General features: G+C 72.3%; 27 protein-coding genes and 1 pseudogene. 15 read left to right on the plus strand and 13 right to left on the minus strand.

Annotated features, from left to right (window positions below; all coding sequences use genetic code 11):
• Nucleotides 1–93 precede the first annotated feature (93 nt).
• The gene (locus tag B1L11_RS08955) at nucleotides 94–519 is read left to right on the plus strand and encodes a MarR family winged helix-turn-helix transcriptional regulator (RefSeq protein ID WP_079314049.1); all 426 of its coding nucleotides are present in this window, start codon (nucleotides 94–96) and stop codon (nucleotides 517–519) included.
• A gap of 132 nt (nucleotides 520–651) precedes the next feature.
• Nucleotides 652–975: a multidrug efflux SMR transporter gene (locus tag B1L11_RS08960; protein ID WP_079314050.1), complete on the plus strand. Its 324-nt coding sequence runs from the start codon at nucleotides 652–654 to the stop codon at nucleotides 973–975.
• A 35-nt stretch (nucleotides 976–1010) separates the two neighbouring features.
• Here the strand turns inward: B1L11_RS08960 and B1L11_RS08965 are convergent, their stop codons facing one another.
• Nucleotides 1011–2006 carry a GlxA family transcriptional regulator gene (locus B1L11_RS08965; RefSeq protein ID WP_079314051.1) on the minus strand — a complete coding sequence of 332 codons (996 nt, stop codon included), beginning with the start codon at nucleotides 2004–2006 and terminating at the stop codon, nucleotides 1011–1013.
• Between the two features lie 52 nt (nucleotides 2007–2058).
• Here B1L11_RS08965 and B1L11_RS08970 point away from each other — a divergent pair, with 52 nt between their 5' ends.
• From B1L11_RS08970 to B1L11_RS08980, 3 genes are all read left to right on the plus strand, one after another.
• Entirely contained in the window at nucleotides 2059–2457 is a 399-nt protein-coding gene (locus tag B1L11_RS08970) for a cupin domain-containing protein (RefSeq protein WP_079314052.1), read from the plus strand.
• A gap of 113 nt (nucleotides 2458–2570) precedes the next feature.
• Nucleotides 2571–3239 carry a TetR/AcrR family transcriptional regulator gene (locus B1L11_RS46620; RefSeq protein ID WP_179155043.1) on the plus strand — a complete coding sequence of 223 codons (669 nt, stop codon included), beginning with the start codon at nucleotides 2571–2573 and terminating at the stop codon, nucleotides 3237–3239.
• The gene (locus tag B1L11_RS08980) at nucleotides 3236–3553 is read left to right on the plus strand and encodes a DUF952 domain-containing protein (protein WP_079314053.1); all 318 of its coding nucleotides are present in this window, start codon (nucleotides 3236–3238) and stop codon (nucleotides 3551–3553) included. Before B1L11_RS46620 ends, B1L11_RS08980 begins: the two co-directional genes overlap by 4 nt.
• A gap of 109 nt (nucleotides 3554–3662) precedes the next feature.
• Here B1L11_RS08980 and B1L11_RS08985 read toward each other — a convergent pair whose 3' ends face one another.
• A complete protein-coding gene (locus B1L11_RS08985; protein ID WP_079314054.1) occupies nucleotides 3663–4046 on the minus strand; it encodes a metalloregulator ArsR/SmtB family transcription factor in 384 nt (127 codons plus the stop codon).
• Nucleotides 4047–4112: 66 nt separating this feature from the next.
• On the opposite strand from B1L11_RS08985, the gene B1L11_RS08990 reads away from it, so the two are divergent.
• Together B1L11_RS08990 and B1L11_RS08995 are read left to right on the plus strand one after the other, a co-directional pair.
• Nucleotides 4113–6113 (plus strand): heavy metal translocating P-type ATPase, encoded by a 2001-nt coding sequence (locus tag B1L11_RS08990; RefSeq protein WP_079314055.1) that lies wholly within the window; start codon nucleotides 4113–4115, stop codon nucleotides 6111–6113.
• A 70-nt stretch (nucleotides 6114–6183) separates the two neighbouring features.
• Complete coding sequence (locus B1L11_RS08995) at nucleotides 6184–6582, plus strand: VOC family protein (RefSeq protein ID WP_079314075.1); 399 nt, start codon at nucleotides 6184–6186, stop codon at nucleotides 6580–6582.
• A 5-nt stretch (nucleotides 6583–6587) separates the two neighbouring features.
• Here the strand turns inward: B1L11_RS08995 and B1L11_RS09000 are convergent, their stop codons facing one another.
• Nucleotides 6588–7193: a helix-turn-helix transcriptional regulator gene (locus B1L11_RS09000; protein WP_218670983.1), complete on the minus strand. Its 606-nt coding sequence runs from the start codon at nucleotides 7191–7193 to the stop codon at nucleotides 6588–6590.
• Nucleotides 7184–8332 (minus strand): NAD(P)-dependent oxidoreductase, encoded by a 1149-nt coding sequence (locus B1L11_RS09005; protein ID WP_218670984.1) that lies wholly within the window; start codon nucleotides 8330–8332, stop codon nucleotides 7184–7186. The genes B1L11_RS09000 and B1L11_RS09005 overlap by 10 nt, the downstream gene beginning before the upstream one ends.
• A gap of 84 nt (nucleotides 8333–8416) precedes the next feature.
• On the opposite strand from B1L11_RS09005, the gene B1L11_RS09010 reads away from it, so the two are divergent.
• Nucleotides 8417–8866 carry a MarR family winged helix-turn-helix transcriptional regulator gene (locus B1L11_RS09010; RefSeq protein ID WP_079314056.1) on the plus strand — a complete coding sequence of 150 codons (450 nt, stop codon included), beginning with the start codon at nucleotides 8417–8419 and terminating at the stop codon, nucleotides 8864–8866.
• A gap of 43 nt (nucleotides 8867–8909) precedes the next feature.
• On the opposite strand, the gene B1L11_RS09015 is transcribed toward B1L11_RS09010, so the two are convergent.
• Genes B1L11_RS09015 through B1L11_RS09025 form a run of 3 tightly spaced genes read right to left on the minus strand, consistent with a single transcriptional unit; the run spans nucleotide 8910 to nucleotide 10620 of the window.
• Nucleotides 8910–9572 (minus strand): response regulator transcription factor, encoded by a 663-nt coding sequence (locus tag B1L11_RS09015; RefSeq protein ID WP_079314057.1) that lies wholly within the window; start codon nucleotides 9570–9572, stop codon nucleotides 8910–8912.
• Complete coding sequence (locus B1L11_RS09020; protein ID WP_079314058.1) at nucleotides 9569–10333, minus strand: sensor histidine kinase; 765 nt, start codon at nucleotides 10331–10333, stop codon at nucleotides 9569–9571. The genes B1L11_RS09015 and B1L11_RS09020 overlap by 4 nt, the downstream gene beginning before the upstream one ends.
• A gap of 11 nt (nucleotides 10334–10344) precedes the next feature.
• Complete coding sequence (locus tag B1L11_RS09025) at nucleotides 10345–10620, minus strand: hypothetical protein (protein WP_143737137.1); 276 nt, start codon at nucleotides 10618–10620, stop codon at nucleotides 10345–10347.
• An 811-nt stretch (nucleotides 10621–11431) separates the two neighbouring features.
• On the opposite strand from B1L11_RS09025, the gene B1L11_RS09030 reads away from it, so the two are divergent.
• The gene (locus B1L11_RS09030) at nucleotides 11432–11755 is read left to right on the plus strand and encodes a VOC family protein (RefSeq protein ID WP_079314060.1); all 324 of its coding nucleotides are present in this window, start codon (nucleotides 11432–11434) and stop codon (nucleotides 11753–11755) included.
• 109 nt (nucleotides 11756–11864) lie between these two features.
• On the opposite strand, the gene B1L11_RS09035 is transcribed toward B1L11_RS09030, so the two are convergent.
• On the minus strand, nucleotides 11865–13508 hold the full coding sequence (locus B1L11_RS09035) for an ABC-F family ATP-binding cassette domain-containing protein (RefSeq protein ID WP_079314061.1): 1644 nt from the start codon (nucleotides 13506–13508) through the stop codon (nucleotides 11865–11867).
• Nucleotides 13509–13613: 105 nt separating this feature from the next.
• Here B1L11_RS09035 and B1L11_RS09040 point away from each other — a divergent pair, with 105 nt between their 5' ends.
• The gene (locus B1L11_RS09040; RefSeq protein WP_079314062.1) at nucleotides 13614–14342 is read left to right on the plus strand and encodes a TetR/AcrR family transcriptional regulator; all 729 of its coding nucleotides are present in this window, start codon (nucleotides 13614–13616) and stop codon (nucleotides 14340–14342) included.
• A 133-nt stretch (nucleotides 14343–14475) separates the two neighbouring features.
• Here the strand turns inward: B1L11_RS09040 and B1L11_RS09045 are convergent, their stop codons facing one another.
• Nucleotides 14476–15300, minus strand: a complete 825-nt coding sequence (locus tag B1L11_RS09045) for a hypothetical protein (RefSeq protein ID WP_143737138.1) — start codon at nucleotides 15298–15300, stop codon at nucleotides 14476–14478.
• A 578-nt stretch (nucleotides 15301–15878) separates the two neighbouring features.
• Nucleotides 15879–16892 carry a YafY family protein gene (locus B1L11_RS09055; protein ID WP_079314064.1) on the minus strand — a complete coding sequence of 338 codons (1014 nt, stop codon included), beginning with the start codon at nucleotides 16890–16892 and terminating at the stop codon, nucleotides 15879–15881.
• 248 nt (nucleotides 16893–17140) lie between these two features.
• Here B1L11_RS09055 and B1L11_RS09060 point away from each other — a divergent pair, with 248 nt between their 5' ends.
• From B1L11_RS09060 to B1L11_RS09070, 3 genes are all read left to right on the plus strand, one after another.
• Nucleotides 17141–17563: a VOC family protein gene (locus B1L11_RS09060; RefSeq protein WP_079314076.1), complete on the plus strand. Its 423-nt coding sequence runs from the start codon at nucleotides 17141–17143 to the stop codon at nucleotides 17561–17563.
• A 115-nt stretch (nucleotides 17564–17678) separates the two neighbouring features.
• Nucleotides 17679–18224, plus strand: coding sequence for an aldo/keto reductase (locus B1L11_RS09065; RefSeq protein WP_079314065.1), 546 nt, complete (start codon nucleotides 17679–17681; stop codon nucleotides 18222–18224).
• Nucleotides 18225–18228: 4 nt separating this feature from the next.
• Complete coding sequence (locus B1L11_RS09070) at nucleotides 18229–19329, plus strand: winged helix DNA-binding domain-containing protein (RefSeq protein ID WP_079314066.1); 1101 nt, start codon at nucleotides 18229–18231, stop codon at nucleotides 19327–19329.
• Nucleotides 19330–19366: 37 nt separating this feature from the next.
• Here the strand turns inward: B1L11_RS09070 and B1L11_RS09075 are convergent, their stop codons facing one another.
• Complete coding sequence (locus B1L11_RS09075; protein ID WP_079314067.1) at nucleotides 19367–20167, minus strand: ABC transporter permease; 801 nt, start codon at nucleotides 20165–20167, stop codon at nucleotides 19367–19369.
• A gap of 77 nt (nucleotides 20168–20244) precedes the next feature.
• On the opposite strand from B1L11_RS09075, the gene B1L11_RS50135 reads away from it, so the two are divergent.
• Nucleotides 20245–20430 carry a hypothetical protein gene (locus tag B1L11_RS50135; protein WP_256862353.1) on the plus strand — a complete coding sequence of 62 codons (186 nt, stop codon included), beginning with the start codon at nucleotides 20245–20247 and terminating at the stop codon, nucleotides 20428–20430.
• On the opposite strand, the pseudogene B1L11_RS54625 reads toward B1L11_RS50135, so the two are convergent.
• Together B1L11_RS54625 and B1L11_RS09085 are read right to left on the minus strand one after the other, a co-directional pair.
• A pseudogene (locus tag B1L11_RS54625) lies at nucleotides 20349–20939 on the minus strand (ABC transporter permease); the annotation flags it as partial. The gene B1L11_RS50135 and the pseudogene B1L11_RS54625 overlap by 82 nt on opposite strands.
• A gap of 1 nt (nucleotide 20940) precedes the next feature.
• The gene (locus B1L11_RS09085; protein WP_218670985.1) at nucleotides 20941–21876 is read right to left on the minus strand and encodes an ABC transporter ATP-binding protein; all 936 of its coding nucleotides are present in this window, start codon (nucleotides 21874–21876) and stop codon (nucleotides 20941–20943) included.
• Nucleotides 21877–22043: 167 nt separating this feature from the next.
• Between B1L11_RS09085 and B1L11_RS09090 the strand changes: the two genes are divergently transcribed.
• Nucleotides 22044–22493, plus strand: a complete 450-nt coding sequence (locus tag B1L11_RS09090; protein ID WP_079314069.1) for a universal stress protein — start codon at nucleotides 22044–22046, stop codon at nucleotides 22491–22493.
• Nucleotides 22494–22677 lie beyond the last annotated feature (184 nt).

Raw genomic sequence — 22677 nt, forward strand, 5'->3', positions numbered from 1 at the left:
CTCGATGGATCGCCGCCGGGCGGCGACGCGAAGCAAAAGCTACAACTCAAACGATTCTAATTGCAATCATTCGAGTTGCAGTAGACTCCTGCCGTGACCACCGAGCGCGAGACCCGAGCCCAGACCGATCGAGAGCTGTGCGGGCTGATCAACGGTCTCGCCAAGCAGATCGAGGCCCACCTGCGGGTTCGCGCGGCCACCCTCGGCCTGACCGCCTCGCAGGGTGCCGCGTTGCGCGAGCTGACCCGCCCCATGACCCTGCGCGAGCTCGCCGAGCGGATGAGCTGCGAGCCCTCCAACGCCACCTTCGTCGCCGACCGCCTCGAAGAGCAGGGCTATCTCGAACGCCACCCGCACCCCGGCAACCGCCGCGCCAAGCAGCTCGTCCTCACCCCCGAGGGCACCGAGCTCCGCGAACGCCTCCTCGGCCTGCTCTCCGAGGACTCCCCGCTGGCCCCCCTGGCCTCCGAGGAGCAGGACGTCCTGCGGCGCCTGCTCGCCCGCGCCGTCATCCGCTGACCCGCGCCGCTCGCGTCGTCGGCGCACGATCGGTTCACACACCTGGAGCACCTGGTCGTCCCGCCCATGGCTTTGCGGAGCCGTGCCGCGTAAAATTGGGACAAGCGTTCAGTTTTTACCGAAGAGGTTCCCATGGCCTGGCTCCTGCTCGTCGCCGCGATCGCCTCGGAGGTCCTGGCCACCTCCGCGCTCAAACTCAGCGACGGCCTGACCCGCTGGGGCTGGACCATCGTGGTCGCCGCCGGGTACATCGCCTCGTTCATCCTGCTGGCCTGGGCGCTGAAGCTCCGCATGCCCGTCGGCATCGCGTACGCGGTGTGGGCGGGCACCGGGACCGCCGCGATCGCGCTGATCGGCGCGTTTTTCCTCGGGGAGCACATGAACCTCGTCAAGGCCGCCGGCATCGCGCTGATCATCGCCGGGGTCGCGGTGCTCAATCTCTCCGGCGCGCACTGATCGGTCGCCCCCGATCGTTCGACCGGGCGCAGCCCTCAGGAGGCTGTGCCCGGGCCGAATCGATGCCGGTACTCCATCGGAGTGAGCCCGATCCTGCGACGCATCAGCGCCCGCAGGTTGGCGGCGGTGCCCAGCCCGCTGTGCCGCGCGACCATCTCGAAGCGCGACTCGCCCCGCTCGATCAGCCGGCACGCCAAGGCGAGCCGTTCCCCCGTGAGCCACGCCAGCGGCGTGGTGCCCAGCTGCGCACGGAAGCGGCGATGCAGCGTCGCCGGACTGACCGAGGCGCGCGCCGCGAGGTCGGACACCGTGAGCGGCGCGTCCAGCCGCTCCTGCACCCAGGCGAGGACGGGCGCCAGGGACTCGTCCGGCACATCGGGCACAGGCCGCTCCACGAACTGCCGCTGCCCGCCGTCGCGGTGCGCCGCGAAGACGAGCCGCCGGCTCACGGAGTTGGCGACCTCCGTGCCGTGGTCGCGGCGGACGATGTACAGGCCGAGATCGAGCGCGGCGGCGCTCCCCGCGGAGGTGAGGATGTCACCGTCGTCCACGAACAGCACGTCCGTCTCAAGGCGGACGGAGGGGAAGCGGGCCCGGAAGGAATCGGCCCACTGCCAGTGGGCGGTGGCCCGGCGCCCGTCGAGAACCCCGGCCTCGGCCAGGGTGAACGCGCCGCTGCAGAAGCCGACCAGGCGCGCGCCGCGCGCATGCGCCCGCCGGACGGCATCGAGCACGGCGGGGCGGCGGGGCACCTCGACGTCGGGACGGTTGGGGACGATCAACGTGTCCGCCGATTCGGCCGCCTCCAGGCCCGCGACACCCGCGAGCGTGAAGAACCCGTCCCGCATCGGCGTGCGCGGTTCGGGGGAGCACAGGCGGAAGTCGTAGAGATCACGCCCCAGCTCGGGCCGGCGCAGGCCGAAGATCTCGGTCGCGCAGCCCAGCTCGAAGGGGTTGGAGTTCGCGTCGACGATCACGACGACCCGGTGCAGGCCCGCCGTACGGGCGACGTGCGAGGATCCTTGCGCCATGTGCTATTCCTAGCACTCACGCCGATCGTGCCGGACCGGCCAGGATTGCCTCGTGAGCAACGAACCCATCGCCCTCGGCGAGGCCCTGGCCTCCTTCGACGCCCTGTGGAGCCCGCGCATCGTCACCCGCGTCAACGACTACGATGTACGCGTCGCCAAGGTCGAGGGCGAGCACATCTGGCACGTCCACGACGACACCGACGAGTTCTTTCTGGTGCTCGAAGGGGAGCTGCGCATCTCCTTGCGCGAGCCCGGCGGGGAGCGCACGGTCCGGCTCCCCCGGGGCGCGGTGTTCACCGTCCCCCGCGGCACGGAGCACAAGCCGTCCGCTCCCACCGGAGCCGCGATCCTCATGTTCGAGCCCACCGGGACATCGACGGTCGGCGACCGCCACGCCGAGGTCCCCGACCACGTCGACGCGACGACCGGGCACGCGCTCGGCTCACGGTGAGGCGGCGCCTGGGCCGGCCACCGCAGGGCATGATTTGTCAGACGACTCATCAGTGATCCGGACGGCTCCGCGGCCGACGGCGGAGCCCCGACGATCCAGGGGAGGATCACGGCGTGCCCGATCAGGACCGGCCCACACCCGTCCCGGCGGCGGCCCCCGCACGCGGGGTCACCGTGCGGGCCGCCTCACCCCAGCCGCGGCGCCCGCAGGAGCGAGCCGTACGCCGCAGGGAGGCGCTGCTGGACGCGGCCGTCGACCTGCTGGGCGACGGCGGCTTCGCCGCCGTGACGCACCGCGCCGTCGCCCGCCGGGCGGGTCTGCCCCTCGCCGCCACCTCCTACTACTTCACCAGCCGCGACCAGTTGCTGGCCGAGGCGTTCGCCCTGCTCGTCGAGCGCGAACTCGCCCGCATGCGGGCGGCGGTGGACGACCTCGCGGGCCGTACGCCGCCGGAGGTCGCCGAGACGCTCACCGGCGTGTACGCCTCGGACCGGCTGCGCCAGCTCGGCCTGTGGGAGCTGTACCTGCAGGCGGGCCGCGACCCGGCGCTGCAGGCCATCGCCCGCGCCTGGACCGACGGCTGCGACGGCATCGTCGCCGCGGTGCTGGACGGCGCGGGCTACCCCTGCGGGCCGGGGGAGGTCCGCCTGGTCGCCGGTCTGCTGTCGGGACTGTGGGTGGAAGAGGTCGTCGAGGCCCGCCCCGACGGCAGGCAGCGGGCCCGGGAGGCGGTGGCCCGCGCGCTGGCCGCGCTCGGACCTCCCGCTAGGGTCGGCCCATGATCTTCCATCTCGCGCTGGCCGCCGACTGGGACGCGGCCGTCATGGCGGGCGAGTACCGCGTCTCGACCCTCGGCCGGACCCTGGAGGAGGAGGGCTACATCCACGCCTCGGCGAACCCGGCCCAGGCGCGCGGCGTGGCGGGCCGCTACTACGGACACGTCACCGAGCCCCTGGTGTTGCTGCAGATCGACGAGAAGCGGCTCGGCTGCCCGGTCAGGCTGGAGGTGCCGGAGGGGGCGGACGAGGCGTTCCCCCACATCTACGGGCCGATCCCGGTGACCGCCGTCACGGCCGTCACGCCCTTCTCGGTCTGACTCCAGCCTCCGGTCAGAGCTGCCGGTCAGCGGCCCCTGGCACTACGCCCATGCCTCGTCCGAGGCCCTGGTCCGCTGACTGGGAGGAGCGGTTTCGGCGGCGGGTGTGTCAGGAGGCGGCGCGGGCAGGCCGTGCCGCAGTGGCGGACGACGGCTCGTGGTCGTGGTCTTCGCCGCGGTCGATGTGGTCGGCGTGGAACAGGCCTTCGGCCAGCAGGCGGCGCACGTGCTCGTCGGCGGCGCTGTAGTAGACGAAGGTTCCCTCGCGCCGGCCTTTGACCAGTCCGGCCAGGCGCAGCTTGGCCAGGTGCTGGCTGACCGCGGTCGGGGCGGCGCCGGCGAGTTCGGCCAGGCAGGCCACCGACGACTCGCCCTGCAGCAGCGCCCACAAGATCTTGATGCGCGTGGGATCGGACAGCAGCCGGAACGACTCGGCGGCCAGGTGCACCTGTTCCTCGTTCGGCATCTCGAAGTCGGGCAGCGAGGTGTGCATGCCGCCAGCATAGCCCCGAACCCTGCTATTTGCGTACCTGCATGACTGCGCATATAAGCTGGCAGGGTGACGACAGACCTGACCACGCGCCCCGCTCCCCGGGCCGACGCCGCACCCGGCCGCCCAAGGGCCTGGTGGCAGTCCGGGGCCGGATCACTGCCCGAGGTGCGCTGGGCCATCGCGGCGACCGTTCTGTTCGCCGCCGGCGGCGTCTGCCAGCTGGCCGGAGCGCCCTCCTGGCTGTGGTGGGGGCTGTATCTGGCCTGCTATGCCGCCGGTGGGTGGGAGCCGGGCCTGGCCGGGCTGCGGGCGTTGCGTGAGCGGACGCTGGATGTCGACCTGCTGATGGTCGCCGCGGCGATCGGCGCCGCCGCGATCGGACAGGTCTTCGACGGCGCGCTGCTGATCGTCATCTTCGCCACCTCCGGTGCGCTGGAGGCCGTGGCGACCAAGCGCACCGCCGACTCGGTACGCACCCTGCTGACCCTCGCCCCCGACAAGGCGACCCGGCTGGATCCTGCGGGACAGGAGGAAATCGTCGAGACCGCCGATCTGGCCGTCGGCGACGTCATCGTGGTCCGGCCCGGGGAGCGCATCGGCGCCGACGGTCTGGTGGTCGACGGGGCCGGCGACGTCGACCAGGCGACCATCACCGGCGAGAGCATCCCGGTGGACAAGCAGACCGGCGACGAGGTGTTCGCCGGCACCGTCAACGGCGCCGGGATGCTGCGGGTGCGGGTGGGCCGCCCGGCCGGCGAGACGGTGATCGCCCGGATCGTGGCCATGGTCGAGCAGGCCAGCGCCACCAAGGCCCGCACGCAGCTGTTCATCGAGAAGGTCGAGCAGCGCTACTCGGTGGTCATGGTCGCCGCCACCCTCGCGCTGTTCGCGATCCCCCTCGCGCTGGGTCAGGACCTGCAGGCCAGTCTGCTCCGCGCGATGACGTTCATGATCGTCGCCTCGCCGTGCGCGGTGGTGCTGGCGACCATGCCGCCGCTGCTGGCCGCCATCGCCACCGCCGGCCGCCACGGTGTGCTGGTCAAGTCGGCGGTGGTGATGGAACAGCTCGCCGACGTCACCCAGGTGGCCTTCGACAAGACCGGTACGCTCACCGAGGGCCGCCCGCACCTGACCCACATCCGCGCTCTGCCCGGCAGCGGCCTCAGCGACCGTGAGCTGCTCACGCTCGCGGCCGCGGCCGAGGACGGCTCGGAACACCCGCTGGGCCGTGCCGTCGCCGCCGCGGCCCGCGGCGAAGGCCTGCACTTTCCCCCGGCCACCGGCTTCACCGCGGTGCCCGGACGGGGCGTGCGCGCCCACGTCGCCGACCGTCTGGTCGAGATCGGCAGCCCCGCCCACCTGCTCCCCGAGGGGGACGCCGAGGCCGGCCCGGCCCGCGTCCTGGTGGCCGAGCTCGAAGACGGCGGGCACACCGCCGTGGTGATGCTGCTGGACGGCCGCCCGGCCGCGGTGCTGGCCCTGGCCGACCGCATCCGGCCCGACGCACCCGACGCCGTGGCCCGCCTTCGCGCCCTCATCCCGGCGCCGCCGGTGCTGCTGACCGGGGACAACCCTCGCGCCGCCGCCCACCTGGCCGCACAGACCGGCATAACCGACGTCCGCGCCGGCCTGCTGCCCGGGCACAAGGTAGACGCCGTACGCGACCTGCAACAGCAGGGGGCACAGGTGGCGCTTGTCGGCGACGGCGTCAACGACGCCCCCGCCCTGGCCGTCGCACATACCGGCATCGCGATGGGCCACACCGGCGCCGACCTGACCCTGGAAGCCGCCGACGCCGTCATCACCCGCGACGAGCTGGCCACCATCCCCGCGGTGGTCGCCCTGGCCCGCCGCGCCCGCCGCCTGGTCGTCGCCAACCTCGCCATCGCCGCCACGTTCATCGCCGTACTGGTGGCCTGGGACCTGCTCGGGGACCTGCCACTGCCGCTCGGCGTCGCCGGGCACGAAGGCTCCACCGTCATCGTCGGCCTCAACGGTCTGCGCCTCCTGCGCGGTACCGCCTGGCGACGCGCCGTCGCCACGACCACCCCGGCGGGGGGACGCTGACGGCCACGACTGCACTGAGTGTCCGATACGTTCAAGACGGCGGACCCGGCCGCCTCCTACCGTGGCCGTCATGGCACCTGCGTTCGATCTCATCGGCCTGGTCGTGACCGACATGGCCGCCTCCCTGTCCTTCTACCGGCGGCTCGGGCTGGACATCCCGCCCTCCGCCGACACCGAGCCCCACGTCGAGGTGACCCTTCCCGGCGGGCTGCGCCTCGCCTGGGACACCGTCGCGACCGTCCGTTCGTTCGACCCTTCCTGGTCTCCCGCGTACGGCGGGCCGCGCATGGGGCTCGCCTTCCGCTGCGACAGCCCGGAGGAGGTCGACCGCCTGTACGAGGACCTGGTCAAGGCCGGATACGAGGGACACCTGCCGCCGTGGGACGCGTTCTGGGGGCAGCGCTACGCGACGGTGCACGACCCGGACGGCAACGGCGTGGACCTGTTCGCCGCCCTGCCCGCCGGCTGACGGCGTCAGCCGATCAGCACGCCGAGGGTCACGCCGGTCAGCGACCTCACCTCACGAGACAGGTGGGCCTGGTCGGCGTACCCGGCCACGGCGGCCACCGTGGCGAACGGCGTGCCTCCGCGGGCCAGGTCCACCGCCCGGTTCATCCGCAGGATGCGGCCGAGCGTCCGCGGCCCGTACCCGAACGCCTCCAGGCACCGCCGGTGCAGCCGCCGCTCGCCGATCCCCGCGCCGGCGGCGATCCGCGCCACCGGCAGTCCCGCACGCACGCCCTCCACGACGGCGCCGACGAGGGCGGCGTCCACAGGGCGGGGTGCAGCGCCCAGCCGGCGCGCCGCTTCCTCCTCAAGCACCGCGCCCAGGCAAGGGCCCGAGTCGGCGGCCTCGCCCGCCCGCTCGGTCAGCCGCCGTGCCTCGGCGCCCTGCCACAGGTCGGCCAGCGGCACCCGCCGGTCGCGCAGCTCGTGGGCCGGGACCCCGAAGACCACCGGGCCGGTGCCCGGGCCGAAGCGCAGCCCCACGTAGCGGGCGCCGGGCCGGTCGGTCACCACGTGCGCGGCGGTGTCCGGCCCCGCCACCAGCAGCACGCCGTCCGCCCAGATCACGTCCATGCACCCGTCCGGCAGCACGCGCCGCTCGGCGCTCCGGAGCCGGGGGAGGTGCTCCACCACAGCATCGCGTCCGGCACACGCGACGCCCTCTCCCCGTACATGCCCGGCATTATCCCGCGCGCGTGGCGATCAGCGGGGGTTGCCTGCCCGCAGCCAGCCGACGTAGTCGGCCACGGCCCGGTCGAGGTCGTAGCCGGGGGCGTAGCCGGTGTCCTCGTGCAGCCGGGAGATGTCGAGACAGGCGTCCACGGCGGGCGCTCCCGGGGAGCGCCCAGGAAGCAGTACGGGTGCCGCCCCCGGCACGGCCCTGCCGATGGCGGCGGCGACCTCCTGGTTGGCGACGGCCCGCCCGCCGCCGATGTTGTAGGTGCGGTGGCGTAGCGCCGCGGTCGTCTGCAGGAGCGCGAGCGCCCGCCCGCAGTCGCGCGCGTAGCACATGTCGATCGCGTCCCCGCGTAGGAGGGCGCCGCCTCGCCTGGGGTGCCGCCCTCGCCGGGGGCGGCGGGGGAGACGGCGGAGACGCTCGCGCCGCCGTCGGCCGCCGCGTGGCGCGCGGCGGCGTGGACGAGCCGGGGCGCGGCGAAGAACGGCGAGGACGGCCTGCCCAGCGGGCCCCAGATCGCCCCGATCCGGGCGGCGACCACGTCCAGCCCGGATGACGCGGCGACGTCGGCGACGACTTCGGCGATCTTCTTGGCGGCCGGGATCGGGTGCGGGCTCGCGACCGGCAACGGGGTGTCCTCGCGGAGGGCGGGGCCCGCGACCCCCGCGTACACGCCGATCGTGCTCGCGACGACGACGCGGCCGACGCCCCACTCCCGCGCGGCGCGCAGCACGGTGAACAGCCCGGCCGTGTTCGCCGACAGCTCGTCCAGCGGCGCCGACGCGCCCATTCCCGCCGCGGCCAGGTGCACGATGCCGGTGACGCGGTGACGTCTGCCGACCGCCAGGACGCTGCCGGGATCGGTGCAGTCCATCGGCTCCACCACGGCCCGCCCGTCCCGCACCTCCCGCTCGCTCACCAGGGCCGGCGGCGGTCCCGCCGCCCGCTGGCCGAGCACGCAGCGTTCGCCGAGGTCGAGCAGGGCCCGCACGGTGTGCGCGCCGATGAAGCCGCGGCCGCCCGTCACGAGGATCATCCGGATCCCTCCCAATCGATAGCAAGCTAATGATCAGCGTAACGGCGAGATCGCTAGCAGGCAAACGAATCGTAGGATGGCCAGGTGACCGAAGTGCTGAGGCTGCTCACACGGGCGCAGAAGCTGTTACGTGCGGCGGCGGACGAGGCCATGAGCCGCCACGGCGTGCGCGTGGGACAGAACCTCGTGCTGGAGGTCCTGTGGGAGACCGACGGGCTGACGCCGGGGGAGCTGGCGGCCCGCCTGCAGGTCACCACCCCGACCGTCGTCAACACCGCCACCCGCATGGAGGCGGCCGGACTGCTCGTACGGCGCCGAGACCCGGCGGACGGCAGGCTCGTCCGGCTCCACCTGACCCCGAAGGCCCGCGCCGCGGAACAACCGATCGCCGAGGCCAGGCGCCTGCTGGCCGAGCACGCCACCGCCACCCTCACCGACGAGGAGCGGCGCCACCTGCACAGCGCACTGAAGAAGATCATCGAGCGGATGACCGCCTCCGCACCGCCACCCGGCCCCGGCGAGGACGGGGATTGAGGAACACCCGCGTCCGGACTCCGCCATGAGCCCGGGGACGCCGTCAGCGCGGCAGCGTCACGAGCCCCATCTCATAGGCCGTGATCACGAGCTGGACCCGGTCGCGGGCGCCCAGCTTGGTGAGCAGCCGTGACACGTGCGACTTTGCGGTGGCCACCGTGATGAAGAGGTCCTCCGCGATCTCCGTGTTCGACCGGCCGCGCCCGACCAGGGTCAGCACTTCGCGTTCCCGCTCGGTGATGCCCTCGATGGGCCGTGGGGAGCGCCCCGGGGCGGCTCCGGGGCGCCGGACGAAGTCCGCGATCAGACGGCGCGTCACGCTCGGCGCGATCAGCGCGTCGCCGGCGGCGACCACGCGGATCGCCGCGAGGATGTCGTCCAGCGCCATGTCCTTGACCACGAAGCCGCTCGCGCCGGCCCGGAGCGCGCCGTACACGTGGTCGTCCTCGTCGAATGTGGTCAGGACGAGGACGCGGGTCGTCGCCGGGCCGGCCGTGATCCGGCGGGTGGCCTCGATGCCGTCCATGCCGGGCATCCTGATGTCCATCACCACGACGTCGGGGCCGAGGTCGCCGACCAGCCGCACTGCTTCGGCGCCGGTGGCGGCCTCACCGACGACCTCCAGGTCGGGGTGGTCGGCGATGAGCACGCGCAGCCCGGACCGCACCAGCGGCTGGTCGTCGGCGAGCAGGATCCGCACGGTCATGGGGCCTCCACCGCGACTGGGGCGGGTTCGGGCAGCGGCAGCCGGGCCGCCACCCGGAAGCCGCCCTCGGGGCGCGGCCCGGCGCTGAGGTGGCCGTTGAGCAGGCCGGCCCGCTCCCGCATGCCGACGATGCCGAAGCCGTGCGCCGATCCGTTTCCGATTGCGCCGCACCCGTCGTCGACGACCTCCACGGACAGCTCCTCGTCCCCGAAGTCGATGGCCACCCGGCAGTGGCCGGTGCCCGCGTGGCGGACCACGTTGGTCAGCGCCTCCTGCACGATGCGGTAGGCGGCCAGATCGATGTCCGCAGGCAAAGGACGCTGCTCCCCACTGCGGCGCACGTCGACCCGCACCCCCGCGTCCGCGGTCACCGCCGCCAGTTGTTCGACATCCGCCAGGCCCGGCGAGGGTGCGAGCGGCGACCGCTCCGAGCCGATCGCGCCCCCGCCGGCCTGACGGGGCGCCACAAGCGTGCGCCGAAGGCTCGACAGGGTCTGCCTGCTGGTGGCCTCGATGGCGCGCAGCGCCTCGCCGGCCTCCGCCGGCTGGGTCTGGATGACCCGGCTCCCCACACCGGCCTGGATGGTGATGACGCCGATGCTGTGCGCGACCATGTCGTGCAGCTCCCGTGCGATCCGCAGCCGTTCCGCGGTCACGGCCTCGGCCACCTCCTGCGCACGCAGCGCCGCCGCGTGCTCGCGGCGCTCGCGAATCAGCAGACCGGCCATGCACGATGCGGCCATCGCCAGGAGCGCGATCACCCCGTTGACGGTCAGGTCGTCCCGCCTGAGACGCCGCCGATCACCAGGAGTTGCACGGTGGAAGACACGACCACAGCAACGATCGAAGCCCGGCGTGCGCAGGTGGCGACGACGAAGCCCAGGACGAGGTCCACCGCCAGATACGACAGGAACCGGCCCTGATACGACGCCGCCAGGCTCTCATGGACGGAGCCCCGACTGCCCGCCACCACGGCAGTGGATCCGAACAGCGCCATCGCCAGTGCCAGCAGCGGCTTCCGCCGCACCACACCGGCGAGCAGGCTCACGGCGAGCAGGGAACCGGCCGCCTGGACCGTGCCCGGCACCCCCGTCGCGCCCCCCAACCAGCAGGCCCACCATGAGGAGGTAGGCGACACCCCCCGCCCAGGCCGCGGCCTTCGTTCTCGTCATCGCCGGTGTGCCCTCTCGCGAACAACGCCGCGGCGAGCGGCGCGCGCAGGCGACGGGGTGGCCGTTACGGGGTCCATGCCGCGAGACTAACCGGCCGCCGCAGAGGCGGCATCGGCCCGGAGACGTACGCCCACAGCCCCATGCCCGGACGGCGCACTGCCCGGCATCGACGGCATCACCCGTGCGAGCCACCGGGGGAAACAGGCGTCAGCGTTCGCCGACGCCCTTGACCATGACGTACTTGCGCAGGCCCGGGTCGCGCGGATGGAGTTCGTATTCGCCCGTTCCGCCCGCCTCTGACCTCGGGACGCACCCACATGCCGAAGAGCTCGACGGCCCCGGCCCGGTCCGCCGGGACACGCCCCGCGGCCACACCCACCGGCACGTCCGCGTCGAACGCGGCCACCTTGACGCCGTTCCTCGGTCCATGCGCGCCACCGCGCCTCGTCGTAGGCCCGTTCCTCCTCCAGGTCGCCGTGGAAGACGCCGGGCGCGTCGGCGAGTGCCGCCAGCCGCAGACGGCGCCAGGTAGGCCAGTCCTCGCCGCCGAGACGGCGTATGACAACCGGGTTCATGTATGCGATCCGTGCCTCTTCCTCGGAAGATCCTCCTTCTGCCATGGTCGAGATCCGTACCGGCCTGGACAACGGGTCCAGCCACGATCAATCGGTACGCCGAGGGGGAAGAATGAGCATTCGCCTGGGTGGCGTGGTCATCGACGCCAACGACCTCGACGGGCTCGCCGGGTTCTGGAGCCGGCTGCTGGAGCGGGACATCACCCGCCGCGAGGACGACTGGATCAGTCTCGGCCCCGATCTGGCCCTGCAACGGGTCCCCGAACCCAAGACCGTGAAGAACCGCATCCACCTGGATCTGGTCGCCGACGACTTCGCCGGCGCCGTCGCCCGCGCCGCCGCGCTCGGAGCCACACCGGTAGGGGAGATGCACGAGAACCTCTGGCAGGTCTGGCGCGATCCCGAAGGCAACGAGTTCTGCGTCTGCGTCTCCTGACGCGGCCGCGGAACGAGCAGGCCCTGGCCCGCGGTTCCCGCGCCCGGCCCGCCGCGGGCGGTGTGCCCGGCCGGCAGCGCACGCGCCTGCCCGTCCTGACGGCACGGCGTCAGTGTCCACGCCTGACCCGGGCCTCGTCCCACACCGGCTCGGCGCTCTCGTACACCGTCCCGTCGGCGCCGAAGACGAGGAAGCGGTCGAAGTCGGCGGCGAACCAGCGGTCGTGCGTGACGGCCAGGACCGTGCCGGAGAAGGACGCCAGCCCCTGTTGCAGGGCCTCGGCACTGGCCAGGTCGAGATTGTCGGTCGGTTCGTCGAGCAGCAGCAGGGTCGCCCCCGACAGCTCCAGCAGCAGGATCTGCAACCGCGCCTGCTGCCCGCCGGACAGGGTCTCGAACGGCTGCCCGGCGGCCGGCGCGAGCTCGTAGCGGGCCAGCGCGGCCATCGCGTCGTTCAGCGTGAGCGCATACCCGGACGTCACCAGCTCGGCGGGGGTGCGTCCGTGCAGCTCGGGCCGGGCATGGGTCTGCACGAAGTGGCCGGGCACCACCCGCGCGCCCAGCCGTACGGAACCGCTGTGGCGCACCGGGGGAGCCGCGCCTCTGGGGACCGCACTGTCGGCGGCCTCGGCCAGCAGCCGCAGGAAGTGCGACTTGCCCGAGCCGTTCGACCCGAGGACGCCCACGCGCTCGCCGTACCAGATCTCCACGTCGAACGGCCGCATCAGCCCGGTGAGCTCCAGGCCCTCGCAGACCACGGCGCGTTTGCCGGTCCGGCCGCCGCGCAACCGTATCCGCACGTTCTGCCGCCTGGGCGGGCGCTCGGGCGGCCCCGCCTCCTCGAACCGTTCCAGCCGGGTGCGGGCGGCCCGGTAGGCGGACGACAGCGCGTCGTTGTTGGCCGCCGTCTGCCGGAGGGTCTGCACCAGGCGCCTGAGCTTGGCGTGCTCCTCGTCCCAGCGGCGGCGCCGCTCCTCCAGCCGGTCGATGCGGTCACGGCGGCCCTGGGCGTAGGTGGCGAAACCCCCGCCGTGCACCCACACGCCGCGCGACTCCACCGTGACGATGCGGTCCGCGACCTCGGCAAGCAACCGCCGGTCGTGGGAGACCAGCAGCACCGTCTTCGACGTGGCACGCAGCCGCCCTTCCAGCCATTGCTTGGCGGGCACGTCCAGGTAGTTGTCCGGCTCGTCCAGCAGCAGCACCTGGTCGGGGCCGCGCAGCAGCGCCTCCAGCACGACCCGCTTCTGCTCCCCGCCCGACAGGGTGCTCACCGGCCGCCGCCGGACCGCGTCGTAAGGCAGGCCCAGCGCCGCCGTCGCGCAGGTGTCCCACACCACCTCCATGTCGTAGCCGCCGGCGTCGGCGTAGTCGCCGATCGCCTGCGCGTAGGCCAGTTGCGCCGCCTCGTCGTCACGCTCCGCCAGCGCCGACTCCGCCCGCCGAAGGGCCACCGCGGCGGTTCTGACCCGCTCCGGAGCCACGGACAACAGCAGGTCGTGCAGGGTCCGGTCGTCGCGGACGCCACCGATGAACTGCCGCATCACCCCCAGCCCGCCCGAGTGGCCGACCCGGCCGTCGTCCGGGCGCAGATCTCCGGCGATCAGCCGCAGCAGCGTGGTCTTGCCCGCGCCGTTCGGCCCCACCAGCCCGGCCTTGACGCCCTCGCCGACGCGGAACGACACCTCGTGCAGGAGCAGCCGCCCGTCCGGCAGCACGTAGGTGAGCCGGTCCACCTCCACATGTCCCGCCACCGTCGTTCCTCCCCACCATCCGGACCGACGTTCCAGTCACCGGATCAATGATCTGGTGCCCGATCACCATACTAGACTCGCCTCGGAGCGAGGAGGAGGAGCGAAGTGGCGGGGAAAGGTTCGGGATCGGCCGGGGACGTGTGGCTGCGGCCGCCCGCGCGGGCGGCGCGCGAGGCACCCCCGCTCAGCCGGGACCGGATCGTCGAGGAGGCCGTCGCACTCCTGGACGAGGAGGGCGCCGACCGGCTGACCATGCGCCGGCTCGCCGAGCGCCTCGGCACCGGCTCGACCACCTTGTACTGGCACCTGAAGACCAAGGACGACGTCCTCGACCTCGCCCTCGACGCGATCTTCGCGGCGGTCGAGATCCCCGCGGACGACGGCCGCGACTGGCGCGCCGCCGTCACCGCACTGATCACCCGGTGGCGCGCCGTCCTCCTGGACCACCCCTGGTCGGCGGCGCTGCTGGGCCGCCCGATGCTCGGCCCCAATGTGCTCGCCCGCAGCGAGTTCCTGTACGCCACCCTCGTGAACGCCGGGGTCGCCGAACCCCACCTGACCGCCGCGGCGTACGGGCTGTCCAACTACGTCATCGGGTCCGCGCTCATGCAGGCGACCTGGACGGCCGGGGGAGAGCAGGCCACAGGACAGACCGCCCGTGAGCGGTTCCGCGCCGAGAGCGACCGGTATCCCGTCCTCGCCGCCCATGGTCCCCTGGTCGTGGACGGTGACTGGGACACCAGCTTCGCCCTCGGCCTCCAGTGGCTCCTGGACGGCATCCAGGCGAGCGCGGCCATTCCCGGCGAGGCGCCCACGAAGTCCCGGAGCGAGTAGCCGTGGCGGTCATCCCCGGAACGCGGCCCGCGCCTGCCCCGGCCGTACCGCCATCACCGTGGCCGCGTTCAAGCCAACAGGGTGGGCCAGGCCGACGCCTTCCTCGTGAGGACCTCGATCGTGAGTGAGGGCTCTAGAAAGGGAAAGACCGACGCCAGATGGTGCTCTCCCGGCCCAGGTGAAACACCTGCAGTCCCTGCGAGAACGGAGCAACACAGGTCGGTCCCTGGAAGGTGATCCCGCCGAGGTTCTCCCAGCCGGACCAGCCGTTCTCGAACCATTTGTGATAGACAGCTTGATCAGTACCGGTGTGGAACACGTCGATACGCCCGGGTCCCCAGGAGCAGGCGGCCAATCCCAGGTCGGTGATGCCGCCGATGAACTCCCAGCCGGACCAGCCGCCGCCGTCACGCCACTTGTGGTGAATACCGCGATCGTCGCCCACCGCGAATACGTCCAGGCGGCCGGGTCCCCACGACGCGATCGCCGGCGTGGCCCTCCGGAAGTGCCCGCCGAGGTTCTCCCAATCGGACCATCCGTTGGCATACGTCCGGTGATACATCGCGAGGTCGGAACCCACGGCGACAACGTCGTAGCGCCCCTCCCAGGAGCACGCGGCCGGTGAGGAGGCGAGCCAGGCCTCGGCCGGTCGGCCTAGATCCTGCCAGCCGTGCCAGCCGCCGTCCCGGTACACGTATTGCAGTCTCGATCCGCCGTTGACGAACAGCATCAACTGCTCGCCCCAGGCCGCCGCGGCACCCTGACCATATGTGGAAACCGCGTACGGCTGGCCGATGTTCTCCCATCGGCTGTCGTCCCAGGGAAACTCCCTGTGCCACCAGTTCTGTCCGGGTTCGTGCTCTTTGGCGAACAGATGGACGACCGCCGTGCGCTCCCGCGCGGCCGCCGGAGCACTTTGCCAGAGTCCGTCGATTTCCGTCCATGGAGTCCACGACATGTTGCTCCCACGGCACTCGCGTAGCGGCCTGCATGGCGAATATGACACCCGGCAGAAGATCTATCAATGGAATCCTGGACAGCGCTCGCGCCGAAATGAAAAAGTGCTCGACGGCCGGGTTCTCGGCGGCGGCACCTCCGCTTACCCGTTATGAGACAAAGGCACCAATCCAGCGCCCGGTGCCCCTATTCGCTCCGACACCCCTCGCTCCTGGCCCCCGCAGCGATAGCGGCGGCCGCGGCCTCGTCCAGCCGACGCCACCGCTCCGGATCGTTGCGCTTGCCGACCTCGGCGCGGCTGATGCGACGCTCGCGCACGTCGCCGTGCGGGGTCCACTATGGCTGGCCGGTTGTGAGCGACCGCCTGGTCGACCTGCGCATCGTGGCCCCGGGCGTCGAGGTCGCACCCCTGCCCTGACAGTCTCGTAGGTGCGCCGGCGCAGGCGGCCGTAGCGCGTTCTTGCCGGACTTCTTGTCCGCGAAGATCTGCCGGTAGCTCGCGGCATTGAGTGCGTCGAGCTGCCGTTCGAGCTCCCTGACTAACCGAGATCAGTTTCACCCGGATGTCCTGTACCTCAACTACTCCCGCCCGGAGTTGAGGCGAGCGTCGCTCGCGGCCCTGGCGTAGCGGCGGGCCAGATGCGCGAAAGCCTCCCTGAGCTCGGCCGGGCCGACGACCTCGATGTCGGCGTCGAACCTGCCGACGGCGGCGGCCAGGCCGACCCATGACCACGAGCCCAGGACGAGCCGGCAGCGGTCCGGGCCGAGCTCCTCGACCACTCCGTCGCGCGTGTAACGGGACACGGCGGCGGCGGGCAGCCCGAGGATCACCTCACCGCGGCAGGGCCAGTCGCCGGAGCCGTCGAAGCCCCGGAACCTGCCGGTCACGAAGGCGGCTACGTCACCTCCGGGCAGCTCGCGCGGGATGAAACGCGGCCCCGTGGGGGAGCGCGGGGTGATCCGATCGGCGCGGAAGGTACGCCAATCCTCGCGGTCGAGGTCCCAGGCGACGAGATACCAGCGCCCGCCCCAGGTGACCAGATGATGAGGCTCCACCCGGCGCGGCGGCGTCAGCACACCGTCGTCGTCCGCCCCCGGCGGAGATGCGGCCGCGTAGTCGAAGCGCAGCACCTCACCGGCGTGGACGGCCGCGCTGAGCGCCATGAGCACGCCGCTGTCGACCTGTGCCTCCGGCCGCGTCGCGGGCCGCTCGACGGCGGTGACCTGGAGGGTGTCGATCCGGCGGCGCAGCCGTGCGGGCATGACCTGCCGGACGGTGTTGAGCGCACGGGCGGCGGCCTCCTCGATGCCGGCGCCGGTCGCGGCGGCTGTCTGGAGGGCAACGGCGAGGGCGACGGCCTGGTCGTCGTCGAACAGCAGCGGAGGCAGCTGCGAACCGGCGTCGAGCCGATACCCGCCGTCGGGCCCCTTGAAGGTCGTGATCGGGTAACCGAGCTCGCGGAGACGGTCCACGTCACGGCGGACCGTGCGCGCACTGATCTGCAGCCGCGCGGCCAGGTCCTCGCCCGACCAGTTACGACGGGTCTGCAGCAGCGAGAGAAGCGCGAGCAGTCGCGCGGACGTCTTCGGCATGAATCTCATCCTGCCCCGGTAGAGGACACACCCTGTCCTCTACGCATGGAAATGTGAAGTCATCGACGCCGACCGAGGTCGAACAGAAGCACGATCACCGCAGGTCGCCATCCGCCCGGGCAGAGAGCGCCCGTCCGCTACTCCGGGGGTGGTGACGACAGCGGGGATCGCCAGCGGCGCGCGCCCGGCCGCTTCTGACCCGAGCCCGACCGGCGCTTTTCCGAATGACCGAAATGCTGGGAGCCATCATGTCCGTCACCACCACGACCCACCTGAACTTCCGCGGCGACGCCCGCGCAGCGCTCGACTTCTATCACTCCGTCTTCGGCGGAGACGTCGTCGCCGTGACCTACAAGGACGCGGGCAACGTGCAGAACCCGGACGAGGCGGACTGGGTGATGTGGGGGCAGGTCCTCGCGGGCAACGGCTTCCACGTCATGGCCTACGACGTGCCCTCCCACACGCCGTGGAACCCGGGCGAGAACGCCGTCTTCGTCTCCGTACGCGGCGACGACACCGACGAGATCACCGCCCTCTGGGGCAAGCTGGCCGTCGGCGCGACCATCGTGCAGCCGCTGGGCCCCGCGCAGTGGGCGCCGCTCTACGGCATGCTCAAGGACCGCTTCGGCGTCGTCTGGGTCCTGGACGTCGCGGCACCGTACAACGGCTGAGCACAACGGCTGAGCACAAACGGCTGACCCCCACGGAGGGGTGCGGCGGGGCATCCGCCCGTCTGCCGCACCCCTCTCCTCCCCTGAATCGAAGAGGAATCGGACCACTGTGAGAATGCGCGAGCTGGGGCGAACCGGCATCGAGGTCAGTGCCTACTGCCTGGGCACCATGATGTTCGGCCGGGGGATCGAACGAGAGGTCCTGCCCGTCTGCCGGCGCTACGGCCTGGGCGTGCTCGTGTGGGGCCCGCTGTCGTCGGGCCTGCTGAGCGGCCGCTACCGCAAGGGCGCCCCCCGGGAGGACAACGCCAGGATGCACTGGGTGCCCAAGCACCTGACCGACGAGCGCAAGCTCGACGCCGTCGAACAGCTCATCACCCTGGCCGAAGAAGCCGGCATGTCCCTGGCCCACATGGCGATGGCCTTCGTCACCACCCACCCCGACATCAGCGCGGCCATCATCGGCCCCCGCACCATGGAGCAGCTCGAGGACCTGCTGGCGGGCGCCGCCGTCACACTTGGTGACGACATCCTCGACAAGATCGACGAAATCGTCCCGCCCGGGACCGACGTCGGCCCCCTCGACATCTCCTACGACCCGCCGCCCGTCACCCACCCGGCGCTGCGCAGGCGCCCGGCAGGCGACCGGGCCGCGGCCTGACACCATGACGGTCCTCGACAGCCGCGCCCTCAACCGCGCCACGCTCGCCCGGCAGTTCCTGCTCGACCGCACCGACACACCGGTCCTCGACGTCGTCGCGCACCTGTGCGGCATGCAGGCACAGGAACCGCAGGAGCCGTTCGCCGGGCTGTGGTCGCGGGTGCGCGCCTTCCACCCCGCGACCTTGGACGGCCTGCTGACCGGACGGCACCTGGTGCGCACCCACCTGATGCGCCGGACCGTCCACCTCGTCACCGCCGGCGACGCACTGGCCTGGCGCGCCCGGCACGACACCATGCTGCGCCAGCGGGTGCTGACCACCTACCGCCGCGAACTCGCCGGACTCGATCCCGACGAGGTGGCGGCGGCCGGCAGGGAGGTCATGGCCGACGGCCGGCCCCGCACGATGGCCGAACTCGTCGACGCGCTCACCGACCGCTGGCCCGCGCCGCCACGCCGGGCGCTGGGTGAGCTGCTCGTCGCCGCGCTCATCCCGATGGCCCAGCTGCCCCCGCGCGGACTGTGGCGTGCCAAAGCAGGGGTACGCAACGTTCCCCTCGCCACGTGGCTGGGACGCGACGTCACCCCGCTCCCTCCGGACGGCTCCGACCAGGCCGGCCAGGCTCTGGTGCGCCGCTACCTGGCCGCCTACGGGCCCGCCGCGTCCGCCGACCTGCGCGCCTGGTGCGGGCTGGCCGGGCTGCCCGCCGCGGTCGAAGCCGTACGCGGAGAACTCATCGCCTTCCGCGACGAACGAGGGCGGCTACTGCTGGACCTGCCCGGCGCGCCGCGTCCCGACCCGGACACCCCCGCGCCCGTGAGGTTCCTGCCGGCGTTCGACAACGCCCTTCTCGGCTACCACGACCGCAGCCGCATCGTCGACGACGCCCACCGCGGCCTGTCGGTCGCCGGCGCCCGCGTCGTCCTGGTGGACGGGCGGGTCGCCGCGACCTGGACCGTCACGGCCGGCACCGTGACCGTCACCCCGCTGCGCCGCCTCTCCCGGTCCGACCGCGCCGCCGTGGCCGATGAGGGGCGGTCGCTGGCGTCGTTCCTGTCGGACGGCGACAGCGACCGGGTCCAGATCGACCCGTCTCATGGCTGACCGCCGGGACGCCGGCGCGAGCGGGGGTGCCGCACTGTCAGTTACACAGGACCCTGGTCAGGCGCCGGGAGGCGAACCAGATCCCCGCCCCGGCCAGCACGACCAGGTAGGCCGCGTGCCCCAGCAGCCCCCACCCCAGCACTCCCATGCACAGGCCGCGCACCAGCTCCACCGCGTGGTAGAGCGGCGTGAGCTGGATCAGCACCTCGACCCCGGCCGGATAGTCCCGCACGGGGGAGAACGTCCCGGAGAACAGGAACAACGCGAACTGCCCGGTGCCCATCAGGTCGAAGTCCTGCCAGCCGCGCATCAGCGTGCTGACGGCCATCCCCAGCCCGCCGAAGGCCAGCCCCACCAGCACGGTCGCCGGGAACGCGGCCAGCGCCCAGCCGGGCTCCACCAGCCCCATCGCCACCATCACGACCAGGAAGATCGCGGTGTAGAGCGAACCCCGGACGATCGACCAGACCAGCTCGCCCACCGCGATCTCGATGGGCCGCACCGGCGTCGCCAGCACCGCCTCGAACGTCTTCATGTATTTCAACTTGAAGAAGAAGTTGAACGTCGTCTCGGCCAGCGCCCCCGACATCGCCGACACCGCGAGCATCGCCGGGGCGACGAACGACGCGTACGACATCGTCCGCCCGTCCACCGTCAGCGCACCGACCAGCGCGCCGACGCCGACACCGATCGACAGCAGATACAGCAGCGGCTCGAAGAAGCCCGACACAAGGACGATCCAGTACGACGGCCCCGAGCGCAGCGCCCCCACGTTGCGGCCGATGACGGCGCCCACCCGGCCGGGGGACAGCCGGGACGCCACCAGCGTCGTCACCATCAGTCCTCCAGCTTCCGGCGGAACGCCCGCACCGCGAGGAAAAGACCCGCCACCGTCCACACCAGCAGATATCCGGCATGCACCGGAACCGGCCAGGCCGGAGCGCGACCGAGCGTCGCGCCCGGCACAGCTCCACCGCATGCCACAGCGGCGAGGCGTACGCCAGCGGGCGCAACACCGCCGTGAGCTGCTCGACCGGGAAGAACACCCCCGCGAACAACGTCGAAGGGATCACCACGAACCGGAACAGCAGCGAGAAGTAACTGTCATGGTCGATCGTGGCGGCGAACGCCGCCACCGGCGCCGCCACCGACACCGTCAGCAACGCGCACACCAGCGGAGTGACCAGCGCCCACGGCGAGTGCAGCCCACCGAAGAACACCACCACGACCAGGAAGGCCACGACCGCGATCGTCACCCGGATCACCAGATAGAGCAGATGACCCCGGACCATGTCCGCCGGCCCCACCGGCGTCGCCCGCATCGCGTGATAGGCCCGGACCCACTTGAAGTCACCCAGAACCGAATAGGTCGACTCGCCCACCGCGATCTGGAAGGCCGTCGACGCGAGCACGCCCGGCACGATCCACGGCAGGTAATCGACCCCCTGCACCCTGCCGACGTAACCCCCCACACCGATGCCGATGCTCAGCAGGAACAGCACCGGCAGCACGAACGAGGAGAACACCGACGCCTGCCACAACCGCCGGTAGAGGGTCAGGTGCCGCTCCAGCACCGCGATCGTCGGATGCACCGCGTGGGTCACAGCCATCTCAGTCCACCAACGTCCGGCCCGTCAGATGGAGGAACACATCCTCCAGCGTCGACCGCCGCACCAGCACGCTCGACGGCTCCAGCCCGCGCCGCTGGATCTCGGCCAGCGCGGCGTCGCCGTCGTCCACGTAGACCAGCACCCGGTCGGGCAGCGGGTCCACCCGCTTGCCCACCCCCTCCAGCGCCGCCGCGTACCGCGAGCCCGCCTCCGGCATGCCGGGGAAACGCAACTCGACCACCTCGGCCGTCGAATAGGTCTCGATCAACGACCTCGGCGACCCCTCCGCCACGATCCTGCCGCCGTCCATCACGACCAGCCGGTCGCACAACTGCTCGGCCTCGTCCATGTAGTGCGTCGTCAGCACCAGCGTGGTGCCCCGCTGCTTGAGCCGGAACAGCCGCTCCCACAACAGGTGGCGGGCCTGCGGGTCCAGCCCCGTCGTCGGCTCGTCGAGCAGCACGAGATCAGGCTCGTTCACCATCGCCCGCGCGATCGTCAGCCGCCGCTTCATGCCACCCGACAGCGGCTCCACCTTCCCGCCCGCACGATCGCCGAGCTGCACGAACTCCAGCAACTCGTCGGCCCGCCTGCGGCTCTCCGCCCGCGACAGCCCGAAATAACGGGCGTAGGTCACCAGGTTCTCCCGCACCGTCAGGTCGGGATCGAGATTGTCGAGCTGAGGACACACCCCCAGACGCGCACGGATCCTCGGCCCGTCGCGCACCGCGTCCATGCCCAGGATCCGCAGCTCCCCGGCCGTGGGCGTGGACACGCACCCGATCATCCGCATGGTCGAGGACTTGCCGGCCCCGTTGGGCCCGAGGAAACCGAACGCCTCTCCCGGCGCCACGTCGAGGTCGATCCCGTCGACAGCGGTGAACTCCCCGAAGCGTTTGACCAGGCCACGCGCGTAGATCAGAGGTTGATCAGCCACGATCCGAGACCCTAACCAACCGGCCCCGACCATTTCCGCAACAGGTTATCCGCGCCCCCCCGGCCGGGCCCCGCCCCGCCTCCCCGGCGACCCCGCGAAGACCGCACGCCGCCACCTGCTCCGGGGCCCGTATCCGGACGCCCGCCGATGGCCGTACGCTGACTTGCGTGAACACGTTCGAGCTGGGCACCGACGGCCCGCGAGTGATCCTCGTCGGCATCGACGGCTCGGAGACCTCCCTGCGCGCCGCCGCGTACGCCTGGGGGCTCGCCCGCCGCCAGGGCTCGCACGTCGTCCTCGTCTACGTCACCAATCCCGGAACGATCAGCACGATGATGCCGGCCGCGTCCGCCTCGGTGATCGAAGCGGGGGAGGAGATCGCCGCCGACCTACGCGCACAAATCGAGCGCTTCGCTCAGACCGCCCACTCGCGTGTCGACTACACCTTCCGCACCGAGTACGGCGACGCCGCCGGCGTCCTCGCCAAGATCGCCGACGAGATCAGGGCGGACGCGGTCGTGGTGGGAGCCTCCACCCAGGCCGGCCACCGCTTCATCGGCTCGGTCGCGCTCCGCCTGGTCCGCGCCGGCCGCTGGCCGGTCACCGTCGTCCCCTGACCCGCCACCCGTCCTCGGGCGGGCGGCTCAGCGGTCCGGACCCGACACGTCCAGCGCCCGCAGACCCTCCAGCACCCGCAGCAACGTCGCCTCGTCCGGGCCGTCCGCCCGCGCGCCCACCGGATGCCGCCGCACCCGCCGCGGCAGCGCCCCCTCCACCGCCGCCCCTGCCGACGCCCTCGAC

Origin of the sequence: Microbispora sp. GKU 823 (assembly GCF_002027145.1) — a bacterium.
GTDB lineage: Bacteria > Actinomycetota > Actinomycetes > Streptosporangiales > Streptosporangiaceae > Microbispora > Microbispora siamensis.